This is a genomic window from Clostridium sp. CTA-5, from assembly GCF_054768135.1.
The window spans coordinates 107,382-126,455 of record NZ_BAAAAT010000009.1 but is presented as its reverse complement, the minus strand read 5'-3'; the positions used below and the strand labels follow the sequence as shown (position 1 = coordinate 126,455).

Sequence of the window (19,074 nt, the reverse complement as noted above, 5' to 3'; positions counted from 1 at the left end):
AACGTCCTACATAAAAACGTTGGTGTTATTTTAAAACATAGCCTATTATTTATGCTTTGCTGTTGCTTTAATATTTTTCAATCTTTTCATGACATCGTTTGCACCTTTGCCAAAATAATCATTAAGCAATAAATACTCTTTGTATAAGCTATCATATGTAACTGCATTTTCATGAATAGGCTTAAATGTCTCTTCTTTTACTTTACCTAAATGTCTAGCTACATCATTAGCATTTTTATATCCTGTCAATTCCTCTTTTGCTGCTGCAATCCCTAAAATAGCACTACCTAAAGCTCCTGATTGCTTAGTATCTATAATTTTTATTTCTTTATTGCATACATCAGCATATATTTGAAGTAACATAGGATTCTTTAATGGTATTCCACCAGCTACACATATTTCATTAACTGGAACACCATGCTTTTCAAATTGTTCAATAATAACTCTTGTCCCATAAGCAGTTGCTTCTATTAATGCTCTATAAATTTCTTCTGGTTTAGTCTTTAATGTCATTCCTAATATCATACCTGTTAAATCAAAATCCATTAAAGTTGATCTTACTCCATTAAACCAATCTAATGCTATAAGTCCACTCTCTCCGACTTTATAGTTTTCTAATTTTTGATTTAATAGATCAAAATCACTAATACCTAATTTTTTTGCTTCTTCTTTATATTTAGCTGGTAAGGCATTTTCTTTAAACCAAGCAAAATGATTTCCCACACAACATTGTCCAGCCTCATATCCAAAATATCCTGGAAGAATACCATCCTTTACTATTCCACAAACTCCTGGAATTCCTTCTTCTGTTTCAGACAATAACATGTGACAAGAAGATGTCCCCATAATTATCAGCATTTTTCCTGGTCCATCAATCTTACTTGCAGCTACAGAAGCATGAGCATCTATAATACTAACCCCTACTGGAGTACCTTCTTTTAATCCTGTTTTTTCAGCCATATTTTTAGTTAGATATCCTAAACATTCACCTATGGATTTAATATTAGTAGATAACTTTTCCTCTACTATATTCTCCATTTTTTTATCTAGTGAATGGAAAAATTCTTTACTTGGATAACCCATTTTATGATGATAAAAAGCTTTATAGCCTGCTGCACAAGCACTCCTTACCTCTTCACCTGTTAATAACCATGTAATCCAGTCACACGCTTCTAAAATTCTACCACTTGCTTCATATACTTTAGGAGCCTCTTTTACAATTTGCATGATTTTAGGTATCATCCACTCACTTGAAATTTTCCCCCCATATAAAGACAACCATTTTTGATTTGTCTCACTTGCAATTTTATAAATTTCATCAGCACAATATTGTGCTGAATGATGATTCCATAACTTTGCATAAGCATGAGGATTATGTTCATATTCTGATAAATAACAAAGAGGAATACCCTCTTTTGTTGTTGGTAATATAGTGGAAGAGGTGAAATCCACACCTATTCCTACTATATCATCATTATTTACTAAATTTTCATCCATAATCCCTTTTAAGGTTTCAATTAACCCTATTTCATAATCTTTAGGATGTTGTAAAGCCCAGTCAATTCCTAGTTCTTCTCCTGTTGGAATATTATCAACCATTACTCCATGTGGATATTCATAAATTTTAGTTAATAACTCTTCTCCTGTTTTTATATCAATTAATAATGTACGAACTGATAAAGTCCCAAAATCAATACCAATAGCATACTTACCCATAACTTTTATACCTCACAAATTCTACTTTTATTTTTCTCTATACTTTAGAGATATGGCTGTGTCAAAAAACATATATATCTTTATTTACTATATTTAAGCGAATGTTAATATTGAATATAAGGAAAAACTAGCATTCGAATTTGATTATACTCAATATTAACTTCTTAGATATAGTAACATTTATCTTGAAACAGACCCTTCAATTAAGATACAGCTTTGTTTTTAATTAAGTTTGTAATGTCAGCTACCGAATCTACAATTATGTCTGGTTGAACACTACTCTTACCAATATCTTCTTTTGTGGTTTCTCCACTTAATACTAATATAGATAAAACATCACTATTTTTAGTTACTGCTATATCTGTATATAATCTATCTCCAACAACTGCAATTTCATCTTCTTTATATCCAGTTTCTTCAATTATATATTCCAGTGTATGATGAGAAGGTTTACCAAAGAACTCAGGAAATCTATTTGTAGAACTTTCAATTAACCTTGCCATTGATCCACAGTCAGGAATAAATGTATTTCCTTCCATTGGACAATTTAAATCTGGATTAATTCCAAAATAAGTTTTTCCTTCTCTTATAAAACTACATGCCTTTTCAAGCTTTTTATAAGTAAGGCTTGTATCAAACCCTATGATTACAATATCAGGATCACAATCGTTTAACTCTATATTAAACTTTCTAAATTCATCTAATAAAGATTCAGTTCCTACAACATAAACACTTTTTCCAGGGTAGTTTTTCTTTAAATATTTTATCATTACATGAGTTGAGATCATCATTTGTTTTGGTTCAATAAGTATATTCATATTCTTTAATTTTTCAATATAACTTTCTTGGCTTTTTGATGAATTATTTGTGAAGAAATAATATTCTCTATCTGTTTGTTTTACTGTATCTAAAAATTCATTAGTAAAATCAAACAAATCTTTACCTAAATAAATAGTTCCATCCATATCTAAAATAAAACATTTAATTTTTTCTATTTTATCTTCCATATACTTGTTATTTAACTCTATATATTGACTTTGTCCAACTTCAAAATAGTCAGCAATTTTTGTTGCCATTTTGTCAGCCATACCTAAATCCCATAATAGTTGTAACAATGTATAACGATCTCTAACTTCTTTTGCCACTAATATACTATCTTTAATCATCTCATAATCAACACCAACTTGTTTTGGATTAATTGGTGCATCTAAAGATAATAAAATATCTTCAATCACTTTAACATTTGGTAATGATTCTTTTACAACATTTATAATCTCATCCCAATGTTCTTCTATTTGTTTTATTCTCTTTGCATGAAGCTCTTTTGAGTTCTTCTTTGTTTTTCCTTCTAAAGCTATTACACCATTTGCAGCACATCCATAGCTTTTAATCATTTTTTCTTCCCATGCTTTTTGACTATAATTCTCTACAAATTCCTTAGCTTTATTAAAATCTATTTCTTCTTTTAATAACATTTCATATAACTTTATAATAGCTACTGTTCCAATTCCTACTTTTGTTCCATGTAATACGGCTTTTCTACCCTCAAACAAGAACTTCATTTCCCAATAGTGAGAAATATGATGTTCACTTCCAGATGCTGGCCTTGAATTTCCAACAAAGCTCATTGCAATTCCTGTTCCAATTAAAGCTTCTGTAATATTGCTTATAGCCTCTTTTGAACGTAGCATTACTTGATCTGCACTTTCTACTACTTTTTTTATAGATTTTTGAACCATTTTAACTATTGTCTCACAATAATACTCTCCATTTACAATATTAGCAATCTTCCAATCACATAAGCAAGTATATTTTCCTAATATATCTCCTAATCCTGCTGTTATCATATTCATTGGGGCTTCAGCTAAAACGTCTACATCTGCTATAATAGCTATTGGAACATGAGCATCATATGTTGTTTTTAAATTATTAGTTATAAGTGCTGCTCCTACTGAAGCAAATCCATCCATAGATGGTGCTGTAGCTATAATCATATAATCAATTCTAAGTTTATAGCTTATATATTTACACATATCGTTAATAGTTCCAGTACCTACTCCCAATATGACATCATAATTTTCTTCCATAGCAAGTTGTATTTTCATAATAGTTTCTTCATTTGGAACAACTTCTTCATCATCTAATACAATTTTGCTTATTTCAATATTTGCTATTTTAAGAATTTCTTCCACTTGTTTTCCTGCTGCTACGTATGTATTCTTATCTGCAACCATAAATATTTTTTTATAAGATTTATTCTTAATATACTCTGGTATTTTCTTTATTGCACCTTCTGATATTTCTACATAATCTAAATTAGTTTTGTGATTTTTTCCACAAGAACAAGTAAAATTTTGATGTAAGTAATCTGAAATAGAATTTTTTTCTATATTAATCATGCGTACCACCCTTTTAATATATTTATTTTTGCTAGCAAATATATTTTATACTGTCATTATAAATACTACTTACAATAGGTGTCAATCAAGGTAAATACTCACTTATTAATAACTTTACTGTTTTAAAATTAATATTTTTTATATTATTAATAAACATAATTTTTTCAATCAAAGATTCACTTCTCTTTTTATTAATATTTTAATTTTCAATTGTATTTTAAATTGAGAGAATATCATAATATAATCACAAATTAAAATTTTTGCTTTTCATCTTTATAATTTTTTATATTAATTTGACTAATATTAATTTTAAACTTCATAAAGTAAGTTCTTCTGCTAATAAGCTTTATTTAATAGTTAATACATGCTTATCATAGACACTAAACACTCCATTATCAACGTCAATAAGGTTTATTTAATAGCTAATACCTATATAATTTCGCAACAACTAACTACTCCTGAATAAAAAATTATTAGTCTCTAATTGCTATAATCTTCATTTGAAATTAAAAATTTTATTTATTCAACAATATCAACACTATAAAAAAATCGCTAAGCGACTGTGAAGCGTCGATTTTTTTTAGCCATGCACCCTTTCCAAACGTAGTGCAGGAATAATGGTGCGGCATATGATTATTTTTTATTCTTTAAGTTTTATTTCTTAATCTTTAAGCAATAATATAATCTAAGTTATCCACAGATTTTTAAAAATATAATTTCCTAAAGAATAAAAAAAATATCCTAAAATTAAATATATTTAATTCATATCACCCCATTATTAATAAAATTAATATTTTATTAATTAATATTAATAAAAATTATTAATAAATTTATCAAACTCTATTAATAAAAAAAATATTTATTAATTATCAATTTGTCTTTTTTCTTCCTTTTTTGTATACTAAAACTAAAAGAAAAGGAGTGGTTTACTTGACATCTTATCGTAAGATAACAACAAAAGATATTGCTGAATATGCTGGTGTTTCTCAATCAACTGTTTCTATGGTATTAAATAATAGACCAGATGTATCTTTTTCTTATGAGACAAAAGAAAAGGTACTTAACGCAGCAAAAATTCTAGGATATGAAAAAAATAAAAAAAGTGAGCTATGCAGTGAATTAGCTTTATCTAAGCTTATCATTATAATGTGCCCCTCTCTTTCTAATTTATATTATACTATGCTTATACATTCTATTACTCAACAAGCAAATAAGTATGGATATTCTATATTTGTAGCTCCTACAATGAGGGATTCAAAACTTGAAAAGCATTATCTAAATATGTATTCAAGTTTTAAAGTAGCAGGAATTATATACTTATATCAATCCACTTTAATTTCACAGATAAAAGCTTTATCTTCTTCTATTCCAATTATTTTAATTAGTGATAAAAATGAAGATTTAGACCTAGATTCTGTTGAATTAAATAGTCGTAAGACGGGCTATATTATAGGTGAACATATATTATCTCTTGGGCATAAAAAAGTAGCTTATATATCTACCCCTTTACTTACACATGAAATTCCTAGAATACAAAGACTTAATGGACTAAAAAAAAGCTTTCTTGATCACAATGTTGATATCGATAACATTGTAATAAAGGAGCAAAAACCTGAAAATATAACTCAATATTCATTGGATAAAACTGAATATCTGACGGGTTACAATTTAACAAAAGAATTATTAGAAGAAAAGACCGATGTAACAGCATTTATTGGTACCAATGATATGATTGCAATTGGAATTATAGATGCTTTAGCAGAAATGAAATATAAGATACCAAATGATTTTTCTGTTTGCGGTTTCGATAATACATTATTATCATCTCTTAATAAAATTTCTTTAACAACAGTTGATCACTCTATAGAATATAAGGGTGCTGAAGCCGTTAATATTATATTAAAAAAAATAAATAATAAATCTTCAGATTCGGATTCAAAGAATAGGTCTTGTATTATGAGATTAGAATACGAACCGTTTTTAGTTCCTAGATCTAGTACTGGAATTGCACGAACTAATTAAAAAATACAAAATGGGCTATTTCATAAAACATATTTATGTATTTGAGATAGTCCTATATTTATTTACTATAGTTTAAGTAAATGTTAGTATTTTAAAACATATTGCTTTTATTTATATAAACGTTTCAAGTTTTATAAATTTTCAAAATATTTTACGTATTTTGAAAATAACCTTGTTTTTTAACTTAAATTTGATACAATATAATTATAGTTAGTAATTACTCAAGATATCGTTATATATTCTTAACAGAATATATGTAAATCTTAATGGCTTTAAAAGCCATTTTAAATTACGACTCCTTTTTAATATTATTTAAAAGCAATGCTCATTATGTACTAAAAAATTGCCAGTTTTTTTTGTACATAGTGAGCATTGTTTTATTTAACTTAATATTTAAATTTTGTAATTTTACTCTCTTTTAAAGAATATATAAATAAAGAAGATAACTATAAAAGAGGTGTAAATTCTATGACTAATAATGCTTATATTGCATTACTACTATCTTTTCTTGCCGGAATATCAACAGTATTAGGTGCTATTGTAATATTCTTTTCTAAAAAGAAGAATGATAAAATAATTACTTTTGCTTTAGGTTTTTCTGGTGGAGTAATGATTTGTGTTTCATTTACTGATTTATTTCCACATGCTGAACAAGCCTTAGTAAAATATTATGGAAATGTATATGGTGTATTAATAACAATATTTTATATGTTAAGTGGAGTAATTTTTGCTATGTTAATTGATAAGTTTGTTCCTCATGAACCAAAAACAATTGACGAGCATGATAACAACAAGCATTTAAATCTTTTCAGAGTTGGATTTGTATCTATGATTGCAATTACACTACATAATTTTCCTGAAGGAATTGCAACCTTTATGTCCGGTTATCAGGACATTACACTTGGAATATCAATTGCACTTGCAATTGCTATGCATAATATTCCTGAAGGGATTGCCGTAGCTATGCCTATATATTATTCTACAGGTAGTAAGAAAAAAGCTTTTAAGTACACATTATACTCTGGTCTTTCAGAACCATTAGGCGCAATTATTTCATTTTTGATTTTAAAACCATTTATTAATGATTTTATTCTTGGTTTAATTTTTGCTTTTGTTATGGGAATAATGTTATATATATCTTTTGAAGAATTAATCCCATCTTCTCGTCAATATGGTTATAAGAATCTTTCATTATATTCAATATTTTTAGGTATCTGTATAATGCCATTAACTCATATATTTTTAAAATAGTGATTTTGCCAATCCATAGCATACCCTTTAACTATGTTTTAGACACATGAGATAAAATAATAAATCAAAAGAGACGTTCTATATTTTGTGTCAGACAATGAAGTAAATTTAGTTAATAGCGAGGTATTAGCTAAATTTGCTGATGTAGTATCACACAAAATAGATGAGCATATTGGTGTATTATTTTTTTGAATGTGTCTTAAATAAACATTCATATCTAAAACATAGCTTATGTTTTTAATCTATATTAAAATATAATTCTTTTAACTTTCCTGCTATTTTCTCTAAAGAATTTGATACTTGCTTTAAAGAATATCCAAGTAATAACGGAGATGTTACAAATCTTGGTGTGATTTTACAGATTATTTTTTTATTCCAATGATAGAAAAACAGGTTAAAACTATCACATTTAGCAAAGTAATTATTCAATATATAATCAACCACTTTTCTTATTGAACTAGAAAATTCATCTAATGAATTGAAGTTTTCATCTATAATAACATTAAACTCACTAAATCCATTTATTGGATTATTTGATAAATTTACAATGCAGTGTTTACTCTCATATACTCCTACACCTTGAAAATACTTTTCATTTAAATTTTCTTTATAATCTACATTATTTAAACCTACAATTTGCATATGAGCATGTTTTATACTACCACCCGAATGTGGTCCATGATTTTTATAAAATATTACTGATTTATATTCTTCGTATTTTTCTAAATTAAGCCAATGTTTTACTCCAAATTTAATAAGCTCTTCCATATATTCTTCATTATAATCATTCATCTGTAGATTACAGTCATACGTTTCTATAATAACTAGCTGTAATGTATCCTGTAATGTTGGATACTTGTTCTTTAATAATACAAATGGTCCTTTTTCTTCAATAATATCTAAAAGATTTTCTCTATTACAAAATGGACATTCAGTCTTTTCATTTTTAAAACTATTCGGCTTTTCCTTACCTATATCATTTAAAAATACTATATATTCCTCATTATTCCTATTCATATATTCACCTACACTCTTTAAAATTAGGGCTATCTAAAAAACGTTTATGTGTTTTTTAGATAGTCCTGTATTGATTTACTATATTTTAAGTAAATATTGATATTTTAAAATATAGCTGATTATCTTTGTTTTATTATAATTTTTGAAGAAAATGCTTCAACTTTTAAAGATATTTTTCCTCCATCTATTATTTTATTATTATTTAATAAATCTATTCCTTTCTCAAATTGTATTTCAAAATCTAACAAGCTATCTTTATCTGATAAGTTTAAAATTACAAATACCTTTTCTTCTTTATATTCTCTAACAAATATAAATTGTTCATTTTTCACTACTACTTGTTTATAATCTCCATATTTTAATGCATCTAACTTTATTCTTATGTTTGATAAATTTTTAATAAAATCTAACAATTTTAAATTAGGATTTTTAATATCATCTAAATCTAATTCAGGTCTTAAAGGTTCATCTGTATTTTTACCTTTAATGCCTTCTAACCCCCATTCACTTCCATAATAAATTGACGGTACTCCCGGCATAGTAAACAATAAAGTATATACATTATAAATATATTCAGATTCCTTTAAATTACTAACTATCCTATTCACATCATGATTATCTACAAAATTATATAAACATAAATCTTTATATATACCACCATTTCCGAATAGTCTATTAAGTGAATATGCTATTTCAAAATAATTTTTATCATTATGACTTGAAAAAATTCCTTTATAACATTCATAATTTGTTGTAGAATCTAAACTCTCTTTATTAGCCCATCTTGTATAGTCTCCATGTATTACTTCCCCCATAAGCCAAAAATCATCTTTTTTATTTTCTGTAAACTTCTTTAATATTTTAAAAAACTCAAAATCAATACTATCAGCTGCATCTAATCTTAATCCATCAATATCAAATTCATCTATCCACATTTCTATTGCATGTAATAAATGATCTAACACTTCTCTGTTTTTCAAATTCAGTTTAACAAGATCATAACATCCATTCCAACCTTCATAACTAAAATTATCTCCCATAGGACTATTATTATTAAAATTTATATTAACAAACCAATCGCAAAACTTTGAATTTTTTCCGTTATTTTGAACATCTTTAAATGCCCAAAATTCCCTTCCAACATGATTGAAAACCCCATCCAATATAATCTTTATGTTATTTTTGTGAAGTTCTTTACAAACTTCTTTAAATACTTCATTACTTCCTATTCTTTTATCAATATTATAATAATCTTTAGTGTCATATCCATGATTAGTTGATTCAAATATTGGTCCTAAGTATAGTGCATTTATTCCTATTGATTTTAAATGCGGTATCCATTCTTCTAATTTTTTTATACTATTTTTATCTTGATATATTTTATTATTAGATAATACCCCACAAAACCCCAATGGAAAAATCTCATAAAATATACTTTCTCTAATCCATTTATTCATAAACTCTCACCTCTCTAACCTATTATATTACATTTTTAGGTATATATCATATAGTACATATAATAAACTTATTTCTATCAATTTGTAATATATTCTAAAAGGTAAATATAGATTAACATACTAATCTATTATTTTTTGAATGTTCTTAGCTAACTTTGCTAATACCTTGTAATGATAAGAACTTATTAAGATAAATTTAATATAATTGAAAGTCTTATAATAGTTTTATGTGTTATAATGTACGGGAAATCACACTTTTGTTTATTAGTTTTATTTGATTTTAAGCATATTTAAGAAAATATTACTCTATTATTTTATTTCATATGCTTTATAAAATGTTAAGGAGATGTACAGTATGAAGATTAAAAATATTGCAAGCAAAGTATTAGTTGTTATGATGACACTTGTTCTAGTATTAAGTGCCTCACCAAATGTAACAGCTTTTGCTGATTCATTTAAAGTAGTTACTTTAGGTGGTGATTTAACAGAAACTCAAAAAAGTGATATGTTAAATTATTTTAAAGTTACTAAAAATGATGCTAATATAATAGAAATAACTACAGATGAAGAAAAAAAATATTTAGGAAATGTTGCTTCATCAGCTCAATTAGGTAATAAATCTATTTCATGTTCTTATGTTGAACCAACAAGTAAAGGTGGACTAGTAATATCTACTAATAACCTTACATGGGTAACTGATGGAATGATTAGAAATGCCTTAATTACAGCTGGAATTGAAAATGCTAATGTAGTTGCTGGTGCACCATTTAAAGTATCTGGAACTGCTGCTCTTACAGGAATTTTAAAAGGATTTGAGAATAGTTCAGCTGGACAAAAAATTGATGAAAATAAAAAAGAAGTTGCAAATCAAGAAATAGTAGTTACTGGTGACATAGCTGATAAAATCGGACAAGACCAAGCTGCTCAATTAATAAATGATGTAAAAAAAGATGTTGTTAAAAAGAAACCTAAAAATGAAGAAGAAATCGAAAAAATAGTTCAAAAAGCTATGAAAGAATATAAAGTTCAACTTAGTGATGAAGATAGAGAAAGTATTAATTCTTTAATGACAAAAATAAATAAATTAGATCTTAATTACAGTAAAATAAAAGATCAATTAAATGATGCTACTAATAAATTAAAAGAAAAATTAAATAGCGAAGAAGCTCAAGGTTTTTTTGCTAAAGTTAAAGAGTTTTTCTCTGACTTATTTACTTCAATAGGTGACTGGTTATCTGATGATTCTAGTTCAGCAGAATCTGAAAATAAAACAACTTCAGATAATACAAATAAAACAAGTGGAACTAATTCTACAGAAACCAAAACTAATTTAAGTAATAATACAAATACTAAATAAGGTAATTAAAAAATATAATAAATCTCATAATTATATCATATACTAATTGTGAAAATTAATTACTATATATGTTCTAATTAAATTAATACATTTATAAGTTTTTATCTAATTTTTATAAAAACTCATATCTGTATTAATATTAGGCACATTCAAAAAAATAATAAACCAGTATGCTCGTCTATTTGATCTATTATTTTATTTCATGTGCCTTATCTATTTAGAATAATGTATATAATAAATTTTCTATATAAGTTTCTTACTTTAATAATTACTTAATCAAAAAAATTTAAGGAACTTATTTGATATAAAATACATAAAAAGGAGATTTATTCATATGAAAAGTACCTTAATAAAAACTATTGCTTGTTCTCTGACTATAATGGGAACTTTGGCATTAGTACCACAAAAAACTATGGCTACAACTGACAAATCGCCACTAGATTATTTAACACGTGATAATTGTCATTCAAGTAGACATAATAAAGATAAATGGATATTTGATGCTGATAATCAAAAATATCTTTCTAAAGATCAAAAAAAGAAATTAGAAGAAATCAAAAAAACTAAAGAAAAATGTGGTACTCTCTCTGATGATCAAAAAAAAGATTTAAATGAAATTAGAGAAATTATTATTAAAAATAAATTAGGTGATGAGAAATATAAAGAATTTAAATGCCTAATTGAAAAGAAAAAATCTAATAATAAACTTACTAGTGAAGAAGAAAAGAAATTAAAAGAGTATAAAAAGATTTTAAAATCTGATGATGAGTATGATAATCATCCAACATTCAAAGAATTTTTAAGATAAATTTTATTAATTTTTCTTAATTTAAATATGAATTTATAAATAGAATAAAATCCAATGAATTTCATTCTATTTAAAATGTAGAGTATAAACTTATACTCTACATTTTTTCTTTGTATTGTAACTATTTCAATAAAACCTCTTTTTTTATCTTAATAACTTAATATATATATTGCAAACTTAAATGTACAACAAAAGACTATACAGTTCTTTAATTTATTAAATAATTATTATTGCAAGATATATATATTTAAAAATAGTTTATATTACAATCATAATTTTTCTTAAATATTTCTTGTTTTTTTATGTTTATATAATATAATTATCATATGTTAATATATAATTTTATAAAGTAATTTAACTATTTTAAGGGGGAATCACTGTGAATTCTTGGTCTGAAAAATATTCTACTAATGTAGAACTTATAGATACACAGCATAAAAAACTTTTTGAAATACTTGATCAATGCTATGAACTTTTATTAAATCCTATTTGTTTAGATAAGTATGATAAAATTCTTCAAATACTTGATGAACTTAAAGAATATACATCATATCACTTTAGATGTGAAGAGGAATATCAACTTTCAATAGGATATACAAAATTTCTTTCTCATAAGGTTATGCATGATGAATTTATAAAGCGATTAGCTGACGTAAATTTATCAGAAATAGATAATGATCAAGATAAATACTTAAACTCTTTACTAGATTTTATTCAAAAATGGATAGTTGAACATATTTTATATGTTGATAAAGAAATACCAAATAATATAAAACAATCTTAATTTAAAAATAATCTGTCTCAAAACAAGTACAATATGTTTTTAAGACAGATTATTTATTTATTATAAATAATTTTCTACATCTATTTGTCTTTTTACTTCTTCAAGACCTACTCTATCAATATAATCTCCTAATCTTTCTCTTGCTGTCGCATTATTAGCATAGACATCAATGATTTTTTCTACTAAATCAAAAAGCTTATCTTCTTGTACATTCATTGCTATTTTATCTGCAAGTCTTGGTTTAATTCCGCCTTTTCCTCCTATTTGAACTATCCAACCTTTACCTGAACCAAATATTCCTATATCTTTTATATGATTATCAGCACAGCTTTGTGGACATCCACTAACACCAATTTTTAATTTATTAGGAAGATCTTTTCCATGATATAAATTATCTAATTTACTTCCAACAGCTACAGAATCTTGTAAACCTTTTTTACAAAAAGTAGTCCCTGGACATATTTTAACACTTCTAACACATAAACCTACTGCTGCTCCTGCTTTCATTCCAAGATCTTTCCAAACAGCATCAATTTCATCTTCTTTTATTCCAACAAGTGCAATACGTTGAGCTCCTGTTACTTTTAAAGCTGCAACATTATATTTTTCTGCAACATCAGCAATTGTTCTTAACTGATCTGGAGTTATAAGTCCAGCTGTTAAGTGTGGTGCTATTGCATAAGTTTCTTTATCTCTTTGTAAAACTGCACCCTTTTCTAATAAATCTTTTTTCATTATAAATGTCCTCCCTAAATTTGATATCCTCTTTATTGAAATTTATTTTAGGTACATAAAACAAAATAATAAATCAAAAATGTGCTGTATATTTTATTTCAAACAATTAAACAAAACTAATTAATATTTAACTATTGTCTAACTTTTCCCAGTAAACTGTGATATAAAATATATAAACAGACTAATTAATCATTTTTTAATGTTACCTAATTAACTTTTTTCGTTAACGCATGTATAATTTTATCATATTTATTTTTGGAGGTAAATAATTGTTTTTTAATATTTTCTGTTATTCAATAATATTTATCTTTAAAGATAATATCTAGTTACTATATAATATATACCTATAATTAAGATTTATACTATTAAGCTTTTAATATATAATTCTTTATGTTTTCTTAAATCTATAAATTCATCTTGCTTTAATATTAATGGTCTTTCTAAATTATTTATATCCATTTGTACTATTTGACATACCTCATCTGTATTTAATAAAACATTTTCTCCTATGTAATAATTTAATAAATGTTTTATAAAGATATCACAATATCTATAGTCTAATTTTGAAAAACTTTCATTCTTAATTATTTTTATTGTTTCAAAAGGTCCGTTACTTGCTTTTAAATATCTGTTAGAATTTAATGAATCAAACACATCAGCTATAGCTATTATTTTAGAAAAATCAAATATCTTCTCTCCTGTTAATCCTAACGGATATCCACTACCATCTTCTCTTTCATGGTGCATTAATATTGCTTGACCAACAGATTTATCTAAAAAATTAATATCCTTTATAATGTTATATCCTAATAAACAATGTGTTTGCATAACTTCTTGTTCACTTACAGTTAAAGGTTTAGTTTTTTCTGTTATTTTAGTATCTATCTTTACTTTACCAATATCATGCATGATAGCAGCATAAGTTAATAAGTTCAATCTGTTCTCTTCCAGTCCTATCCATCTACCAATAAGATTACTTATAACAGCAACATTAATACCATGTCTATAGATAGAATCATTTTTACTCCCATAAAAAACCACATTTTTTATCATAACACTTGCTTCTTGTGCTTCATTTTGAATTTTTGTACATAATTCTCTAACTTCTCTTATATTATTTTTTTGTAAAGCATTAACATTCATATAAACTTGTTGTAAACTAAAAGAAATTTCATTAAATTTATGTTCAAGATTTTTTATAGCTTTAGATTCATTTGATTCATACTCTTCATAAATCTCTATTTTATCTAAAATATATAAGTTTTTTAATTGTTCTAATATAGGCTCTGTCAAAATTGTGTCCTTAGCCATTAGAACCTTTCTATTTTGCTGAACTTCATTAACAAGTACCATTCCTGGTTTTAATTCATCTATATTTAATTGTACTATCTTTCTTTTCATAAATAATCATCCTATCTTAAATATTTTCTTAGGTAAAGAATAGTATATATACTATATTTATCGATATATTATATTTTTTCTTTAATTTTACAATTATATAACTTTTTTTCTATAAACAAGAAAATCTACTTCGCTAACTGTGTATTTCTCCTATCTTCAACAGTTATCCAATATCTAACTGCATTATAATTTCCTCTAAAGAATAAAAAAAGTTAGAATAAACTTCAAATTCATTCTAACTTTTTAAGTATTTTAAAAATTTTCTTTTTTAATTTTATTTACTAAGTTTAAAATAAAATATATCATAGTAACATTAAATGGAATCATTATAAGATTTTTTACTACTCTTATAGGTAATAAAACATAATACCCTTTTCCAACCACCATTGTAAGCCAAAAAGTATTTAACAATATATCTACAAATACCACTGAAAGAATATTTGCAATAGCACATCTTGTTAAAGTTATTTTCTTTTTATATAGTATACTACCATATATAACTCCAGAAATCATTGCAGATAATGTAAACCCTATAAAAAATGCGCCTTTAGGATTAATAACATAATTTAAAATATCAGATAACCCTCCACATGTTGCTCCAACTACAGGACCAAATAACATACTAATAGTTACAGTTGCTAAAAATTCAAAACTAAGATGCAAAAAAGGAGTTATTTGTATTGTAAATAAATCCAAAATTAGTTTAATAGTTATTAACAATGCTGCTGTAACTAAATTCCTTACATTTTTTAATTCCTTAGATGAAGATAAAACTAAAGCATAAAAATTTCTCATGATAGATCCCCCCTTTTAATCTTATTTGCTGAATAAAAAAGAGAGATTCTCTTTTAAATAACAGCGGAATGCAATATCTGTACCGCAAACAAAAGTTTTTCGTTTAAAAGGCAACTTCCCGTCCTTCTAACACTTAACGCACAAATATCTACTCTGTCATAAAGAAATTATACAGTAATTCTATCAAAGCAAATTAATATTTGTCAATAATAATTATGTTTTATTAATCATTTATAAAATAAATCTTTCTATTTTTAACTCTTTCTTTTCTTTTAAGTCTACAAATTCGTTATTTAAAAATATTAATGGTTTGTCCAACTTATTAATATCCATTTGTACTATTTTACCTATCTCCTCATTATTCAGCATTACATCCCTTCCCATATAATAATTTATTATATGATTTAAAAATACGTTACAATAATTATAATCTAATTTTCCTAAACTTTCCTTTCTAATTATTTGTATTGCTTCAAATGGAGATTTCTTTTTTCTGTATGATCTATCTGAATTTATTGCATCAAATACATCAGCTATAGCAATTATTTTAGCAAACTTAGGAATCTTATCTCCTTTAATTCCTAATGGGTATCCGCTTCCATCTTCTCTTTCATGATGCATCAATATTCCTTGACATACAGCTTTATCTAAAAAATTCAATTTTTTAATAATATTATACCCAAGCAATGAATGCGTTTTAATCTCTTTATAATCTTTCATTGTAAGCGCAGATGGCTTATCAAAAATATTATTATCAATTTGAGTTTTACCTAAATCATGTAAAAGTGCTGAATATATGAGCAATTTAATCTTTCTATTATCAAAATTTAGCCATTCTCCTAGTAAACTACTTATAGCTGCAACATTTACACTATGTCTATATATTGTATCATTTCCACTTCCATAGAATACGATATCATTAATTACTGCATTAGGATCCTTTACTACATCTTGTAGCTCTTTTGTTAACTTTCTAATTTCCTCCATTATATCATTCTGTATATTATCTGACTTATTGATTGCTAGATATAAATTCTCACATATACCATTAAATTTCTGTTCAACTTTTTTTAATTCACTTTCTGCACTCTTTTTTTTAATGTTTGCTTTATATAATGTGTCATCTTTATAAATTGAAATTTTATCTACAAAATATGAATTTTTTAATTTTAATAATATTGCTTCTGTTATAATAACATCTTTTGCAAGTAATACTGTTCTGTCTTGTTCTATATCGTTTGCAATTATCATTCCAGGCTTTAAATCATTAATGGTTAAATTTATTATTTCTTTTTCCATTGTGTACATCCTACCCCTAAACGTATATATTCGAGTTCCTTATTATATATTATTCTATTTATTCAATATTTATCCTTTTTAACGACTAAAAAAATACTTACTTCATGCTTTAATTCAATATTCACAGCAAATTTTTTTACTTATTTAAGTTCACTATAATCTATTATTAATTTTTAATCTTAAAACAAATATTATTATGTCTTGGTACATATTTAGTACTTCTAAAACCTTATTTTTTATCTACTTTTATACACTACATATTAGGCATAATCAAAAAAATAATAAGTTCATCTCCCAAGCCTATTTTCTATTCTAATAGGTTCGCTATAAGACTAATCTACTTCCTTGCCTAATGAAAAATAATCAGAACATTTTTGACTTGTTATTTTCCTTGATATGTCTTAACTATAATTTATACACCTGATTTTACTTTATTATAATTTTAAAAAAATAAAAAATTCATCCTACAATAAACTTATAAGATGAATTTATATTTATATAATTTAATTTTTTTCAAGATATAACTTTAACTTTTGAAGAGCTATTATAATACCTCCACCTATAATAAAGAACACTAAATTAAATGTTTGAATATTCATTGGAGATTTAGGAATTTCTAATGATGTTGGTCCCATAAATACTGCATATATTGAACCTAACATAAGTCCTAAAATCATATATATTGTTTGTGATCTATAATTTGATAATACATATTTAACTGCTCTTATTGTTACACATATTCCAGCAATAATTCCTAATCCAAATACTATTAGTACTGATAAGTAATCGAAATTAAATGTTAAAACTTCTTTTATTGAATTTATTATAGGTCCATATAGTCCAAAGATTAACAATAATGTGGAACCTGATATTCCTGGAAGTACCATAGCGGAAATTGCAATCATTGCCACTATAAAAATATATATACCAAGTCCAAATGTTAATCTATCTAATGATATACTTCCAGCACCATTACCTGCTACTGGATTAAAATAGGTTATTAAAACTACTATTATTACTCCTATAATAGCAAAAAATATATTTTGATATTTATTTAATATACTATCTTTTTCTTCTATTAAAATTATTGGAATTGCAAAAATGATAAATCCTATAAATAATGAACTTATTTTATAGATTTCTTTATCAAATATAGATGATAAAAATAATACTGAAAGTATAAATCCAATAATCCATCCTAATCCTAACTTTAGCAAAAACTTTATTGAATCTATTCTCTCTTTTTTATTTCCAGAAACCAAATTATTTAAAGAATTAATAAACGTATCATAAAATCCTAAAATAAAAGCTACAGTGCCTCCGGAAACTCCAGGTACACTATCAGCAAGTGCCATACAAAATCCTCTTATAAAATTTATTATATACATATTATATATTTCTCCTTATTTGTTATTAAATTAGCTATATCTACTTCATATATCTAATTATTATAGTCAATTTTCATATATTTAACAAACGGAAACCCATATAATAACATATTTTTAACATACTTTTAATATTTAAAATAAAAATAATGTTATATAAAAATAAATAAATTTTCTAAACATAAATATACTATATTTTTAAATAATATTTATATTAACTTATAAATATAGAAATAAGAGATTATCTTAAATTTATACAGACTTTTAAGATAATCCCTTTAAATCAAGTTTTTAATTATTATACATTGGTTTTACTTTCTTATTTCCTGTTTTAGCTTTTCCTTGTATTTCTGGAACTGGTATTTCATCATTTTTTCTAAAATGTTGTTTTTTATTGCTTTCAGTTCCATGTGGTTCACTTGGATCTGGTCTTCTCATTCCTGCTTTTGCCATAAATTTACCTCCTATAATATATCATCATTCTTTTTTAGTATTGTTAAAAATGAATATCCTATACATCTTAATATTTAATAATTTAAACGATTTTTTAAGAAGAATAAATTTACAAAAAACTTATATATAAAAGTTATTGTAGTACAAACAAACCTATGATATAGTTTAATGGATATACAATGATAAGGTTTAAAT

Annotated in this window: 15 protein-coding genes and 1 riboswitch; of the genes, 5 read left to right on the top strand and 10 right to left on the bottom strand. The window is 25.2% G+C overall.

The genetic code is table 11. The features are described 5' to 3' along the window. Window positions 1-45 precede the first annotated feature (45 nt). Window positions 46-1,716 (bottom strand): ribulokinase, encoded by a 1,671-nt coding sequence (locus ACYUET_RS15190; RefSeq protein ID WP_460281010.1) that lies wholly within the window; start codon window positions 1,714-1,716, stop codon window positions 46-48. A gap of 203 nt (window positions 1,717-1,919) precedes the next feature. Continuing rightward, the gene (locus tag ACYUET_RS15185; protein WP_460281008.1) at window positions 1,920-4,115 is read right to left on the bottom strand and encodes an iron-containing alcohol dehydrogenase; all 2,196 of its coding nucleotides are present in this window, start codon (window positions 4,113-4,115) and stop codon (window positions 1,920-1,922) included. Window positions 4,116-5,045: 930 nt separating this feature from the next. On the opposite strand from ACYUET_RS15185, the gene ACYUET_RS15180 reads away from it, so the two are divergent. Both ACYUET_RS15180 and zupT read left to right on the top strand, forming a co-directional pair. Further along, window positions 5,046-6,137 carry a LacI family DNA-binding transcriptional regulator gene (locus tag ACYUET_RS15180; RefSeq protein WP_460281006.1) on the top strand — a complete coding sequence of 364 codons (1,092 nt, stop codon included), beginning with the start codon at window positions 5,046-5,048 and terminating at the stop codon, window positions 6,135-6,137. Between the two features lie 468 nt (window positions 6,138-6,605). Then, window positions 6,606-7,388 (top strand): zinc transporter ZupT, encoded by a 783-nt coding sequence (zupT, locus tag ACYUET_RS15175; protein ID WP_460281004.1) that lies wholly within the window; start codon window positions 6,606-6,608, stop codon window positions 7,386-7,388. A 237-nt stretch (window positions 7,389-7,625) separates the two neighbouring features. On the opposite strand, the gene ACYUET_RS15170 is transcribed toward zupT, so the two are convergent. Both ACYUET_RS15170 and ACYUET_RS15165 read right to left on the bottom strand, forming a co-directional pair. Further along, window positions 7,626-8,405, bottom strand: a complete 780-nt coding sequence (locus tag ACYUET_RS15170) for a DUF4931 domain-containing protein (RefSeq protein WP_460281003.1) — start codon at window positions 8,403-8,405, stop codon at window positions 7,626-7,628. Window positions 8,406-8,524: 119 nt separating this feature from the next. Next, window positions 8,525-9,862, bottom strand: a complete 1,338-nt coding sequence (locus tag ACYUET_RS15165; RefSeq protein WP_460281001.1) for an alpha-amylase family glycosyl hydrolase — start codon at window positions 9,860-9,862, stop codon at window positions 8,525-8,527. Window positions 9,863-10,217: 355 nt separating this feature from the next. Between ACYUET_RS15165 and ACYUET_RS15160 the strand changes: the two genes are divergently transcribed. From ACYUET_RS15160 to ACYUET_RS15150, 3 genes are all read left to right on the top strand, one after another. Beyond that, window positions 10,218-11,219 (top strand): DUF1002 domain-containing protein, encoded by a 1,002-nt coding sequence (locus ACYUET_RS15160; protein ID WP_460281000.1) that lies wholly within the window; start codon window positions 10,218-10,220, stop codon window positions 11,217-11,219. Between the two features lie 334 nt (window positions 11,220-11,553). Continuing rightward, window positions 11,554-12,027 carry a hypothetical protein gene (locus ACYUET_RS15155; protein ID WP_460280998.1) on the top strand — a complete coding sequence of 158 codons (474 nt, stop codon included), beginning with the start codon at window positions 11,554-11,556 and terminating at the stop codon, window positions 12,025-12,027. A gap of 379 nt (window positions 12,028-12,406) precedes the next feature. Beyond that, complete coding sequence (locus tag ACYUET_RS15150; RefSeq protein WP_460280996.1) at window positions 12,407-12,811, top strand: bacteriohemerythrin; 405 nt, start codon at window positions 12,407-12,409, stop codon at window positions 12,809-12,811. A gap of 60 nt (window positions 12,812-12,871) precedes the next feature. On the opposite strand, the gene ACYUET_RS15145 is transcribed toward ACYUET_RS15150, so the two are convergent. The 6 genes from ACYUET_RS15145 to ACYUET_RS15120 all read right to left on the bottom strand — a co-directional run bounded on the left by ACYUET_RS15145 (window position 12,872) and on the right by ACYUET_RS15120 (window position 18,879). Then, window positions 12,872-13,546 carry an NAD(P)/FAD-dependent oxidoreductase gene (locus ACYUET_RS15145; protein ID WP_460280994.1) on the bottom strand — a complete coding sequence of 225 codons (675 nt, stop codon included), beginning with the start codon at window positions 13,544-13,546 and terminating at the stop codon, window positions 12,872-12,874. A 357-nt stretch (window positions 13,547-13,903) separates the two neighbouring features. Next, complete coding sequence (locus ACYUET_RS15140) at window positions 13,904-14,947, bottom strand: HD-GYP domain-containing protein (RefSeq protein WP_460280992.1); 1,044 nt, start codon at window positions 14,945-14,947, stop codon at window positions 13,904-13,906. A 252-nt stretch (window positions 14,948-15,199) separates the two neighbouring features. Beyond that, complete coding sequence (locus ACYUET_RS15135; RefSeq protein ID WP_460280990.1) at window positions 15,200-15,742, bottom strand: folate family ECF transporter S component; 543 nt, start codon at window positions 15,740-15,742, stop codon at window positions 15,200-15,202. A 59-nt stretch (window positions 15,743-15,801) separates the two neighbouring features. Then, window positions 15,802-15,900: riboswitch (THF riboswitch) on the bottom strand. 73 nt (window positions 15,901-15,973) lie between these two features. After that, entirely contained in the window at window positions 15,974-17,041 is a 1,068-nt protein-coding gene (locus ACYUET_RS15130) for an HD-GYP domain-containing protein (protein WP_460280988.1), read from the bottom strand. A gap of 503 nt (window positions 17,042-17,544) precedes the next feature. Further along, complete coding sequence (locus tag ACYUET_RS15125; protein WP_460280986.1) at window positions 17,545-18,429, bottom strand: DUF368 domain-containing protein; 885 nt, start codon at window positions 18,427-18,429, stop codon at window positions 17,545-17,547. A 288-nt stretch (window positions 18,430-18,717) separates the two neighbouring features. Beyond that, window positions 18,718-18,879, bottom strand: a complete 162-nt coding sequence (locus tag ACYUET_RS15120; RefSeq protein ID WP_219778361.1) for a hypothetical protein — start codon at window positions 18,877-18,879, stop codon at window positions 18,718-18,720. Between the last annotated feature and the right edge of the window lie 195 nt (window positions 18,880-19,074).

Bases quoted from the DNA above. Each gene is read 5' to 3' on its own strand.
- ACYUET_RS15160 (WP_460281000.1), top strand. From the start codon at position 10,218: ATGAAGATTAAAAATATTGCAAGCAAAGTATTAGTTGTTATGATGACA.
- ACYUET_RS15140 (WP_460280992.1), bottom strand. From the start codon at position 14,947: ATGAAAAGAAAGATAGTACAATTAAATATAGATGAATTAAAACCAGGA.
- ACYUET_RS15145 (WP_460280994.1), bottom strand. From the start codon at position 13,546: ATGAAAAAAGATTTATTAGAAAAGGGTGCAGTTTTACAAAGAGATAAA.
- ACYUET_RS15170 (WP_460281003.1), bottom strand. From the start codon at position 8,405: ATGAATAGGAATAATGAGGAATATATAGTATTTTTAAATGATATAGGT.
- zupT (WP_460281004.1), top strand. From the start codon at position 6,606: ATGACTAATAATGCTTATATTGCATTACTACTATCTTTTCTTGCCGGA.
- ACYUET_RS15125 (WP_460280986.1), bottom strand. From the start codon at position 18,429: ATGTATATAATAAATTTTATAAGAGGATTTTGTATGGCACTTGCTGAT.
- ACYUET_RS15165 (WP_460281001.1), bottom strand. From the start codon at position 9,862: ATGAATAAATGGATTAGAGAAAGTATATTTTATGAGATTTTTCCATTG.
- ACYUET_RS15135 (WP_460280990.1), bottom strand. From the start codon at position 15,742: ATGAGAAATTTTTATGCTTTAGTTTTATCTTCATCTAAGGAATTAAAA.
- ACYUET_RS15130 (WP_460280988.1), bottom strand. From the start codon at position 17,041: ATGGAAAAAGAAATAATAAATTTAACCATTAATGATTTAAAGCCTGGA.
- ACYUET_RS15120 (WP_219778361.1), bottom strand. From the start codon at position 18,879: ATGGCAAAAGCAGGAATGAGAAGACCAGATCCAAGTGAACCACATGGA.
- ACYUET_RS15190 (WP_460281010.1), bottom strand. From the start codon at position 1,716: ATGGGTAAGTATGCTATTGGTATTGATTTTGGGACTTTATCAGTTCGT.
- ACYUET_RS15185 (WP_460281008.1), bottom strand. From the start codon at position 4,115: ATGATTAATATAGAAAAAAATTCTATTTCAGATTACTTACATCAAAAT.
- ACYUET_RS15155 (WP_460280998.1), top strand. From the start codon at position 11,554: ATGAAAAGTACCTTAATAAAAACTATTGCTTGTTCTCTGACTATAATG.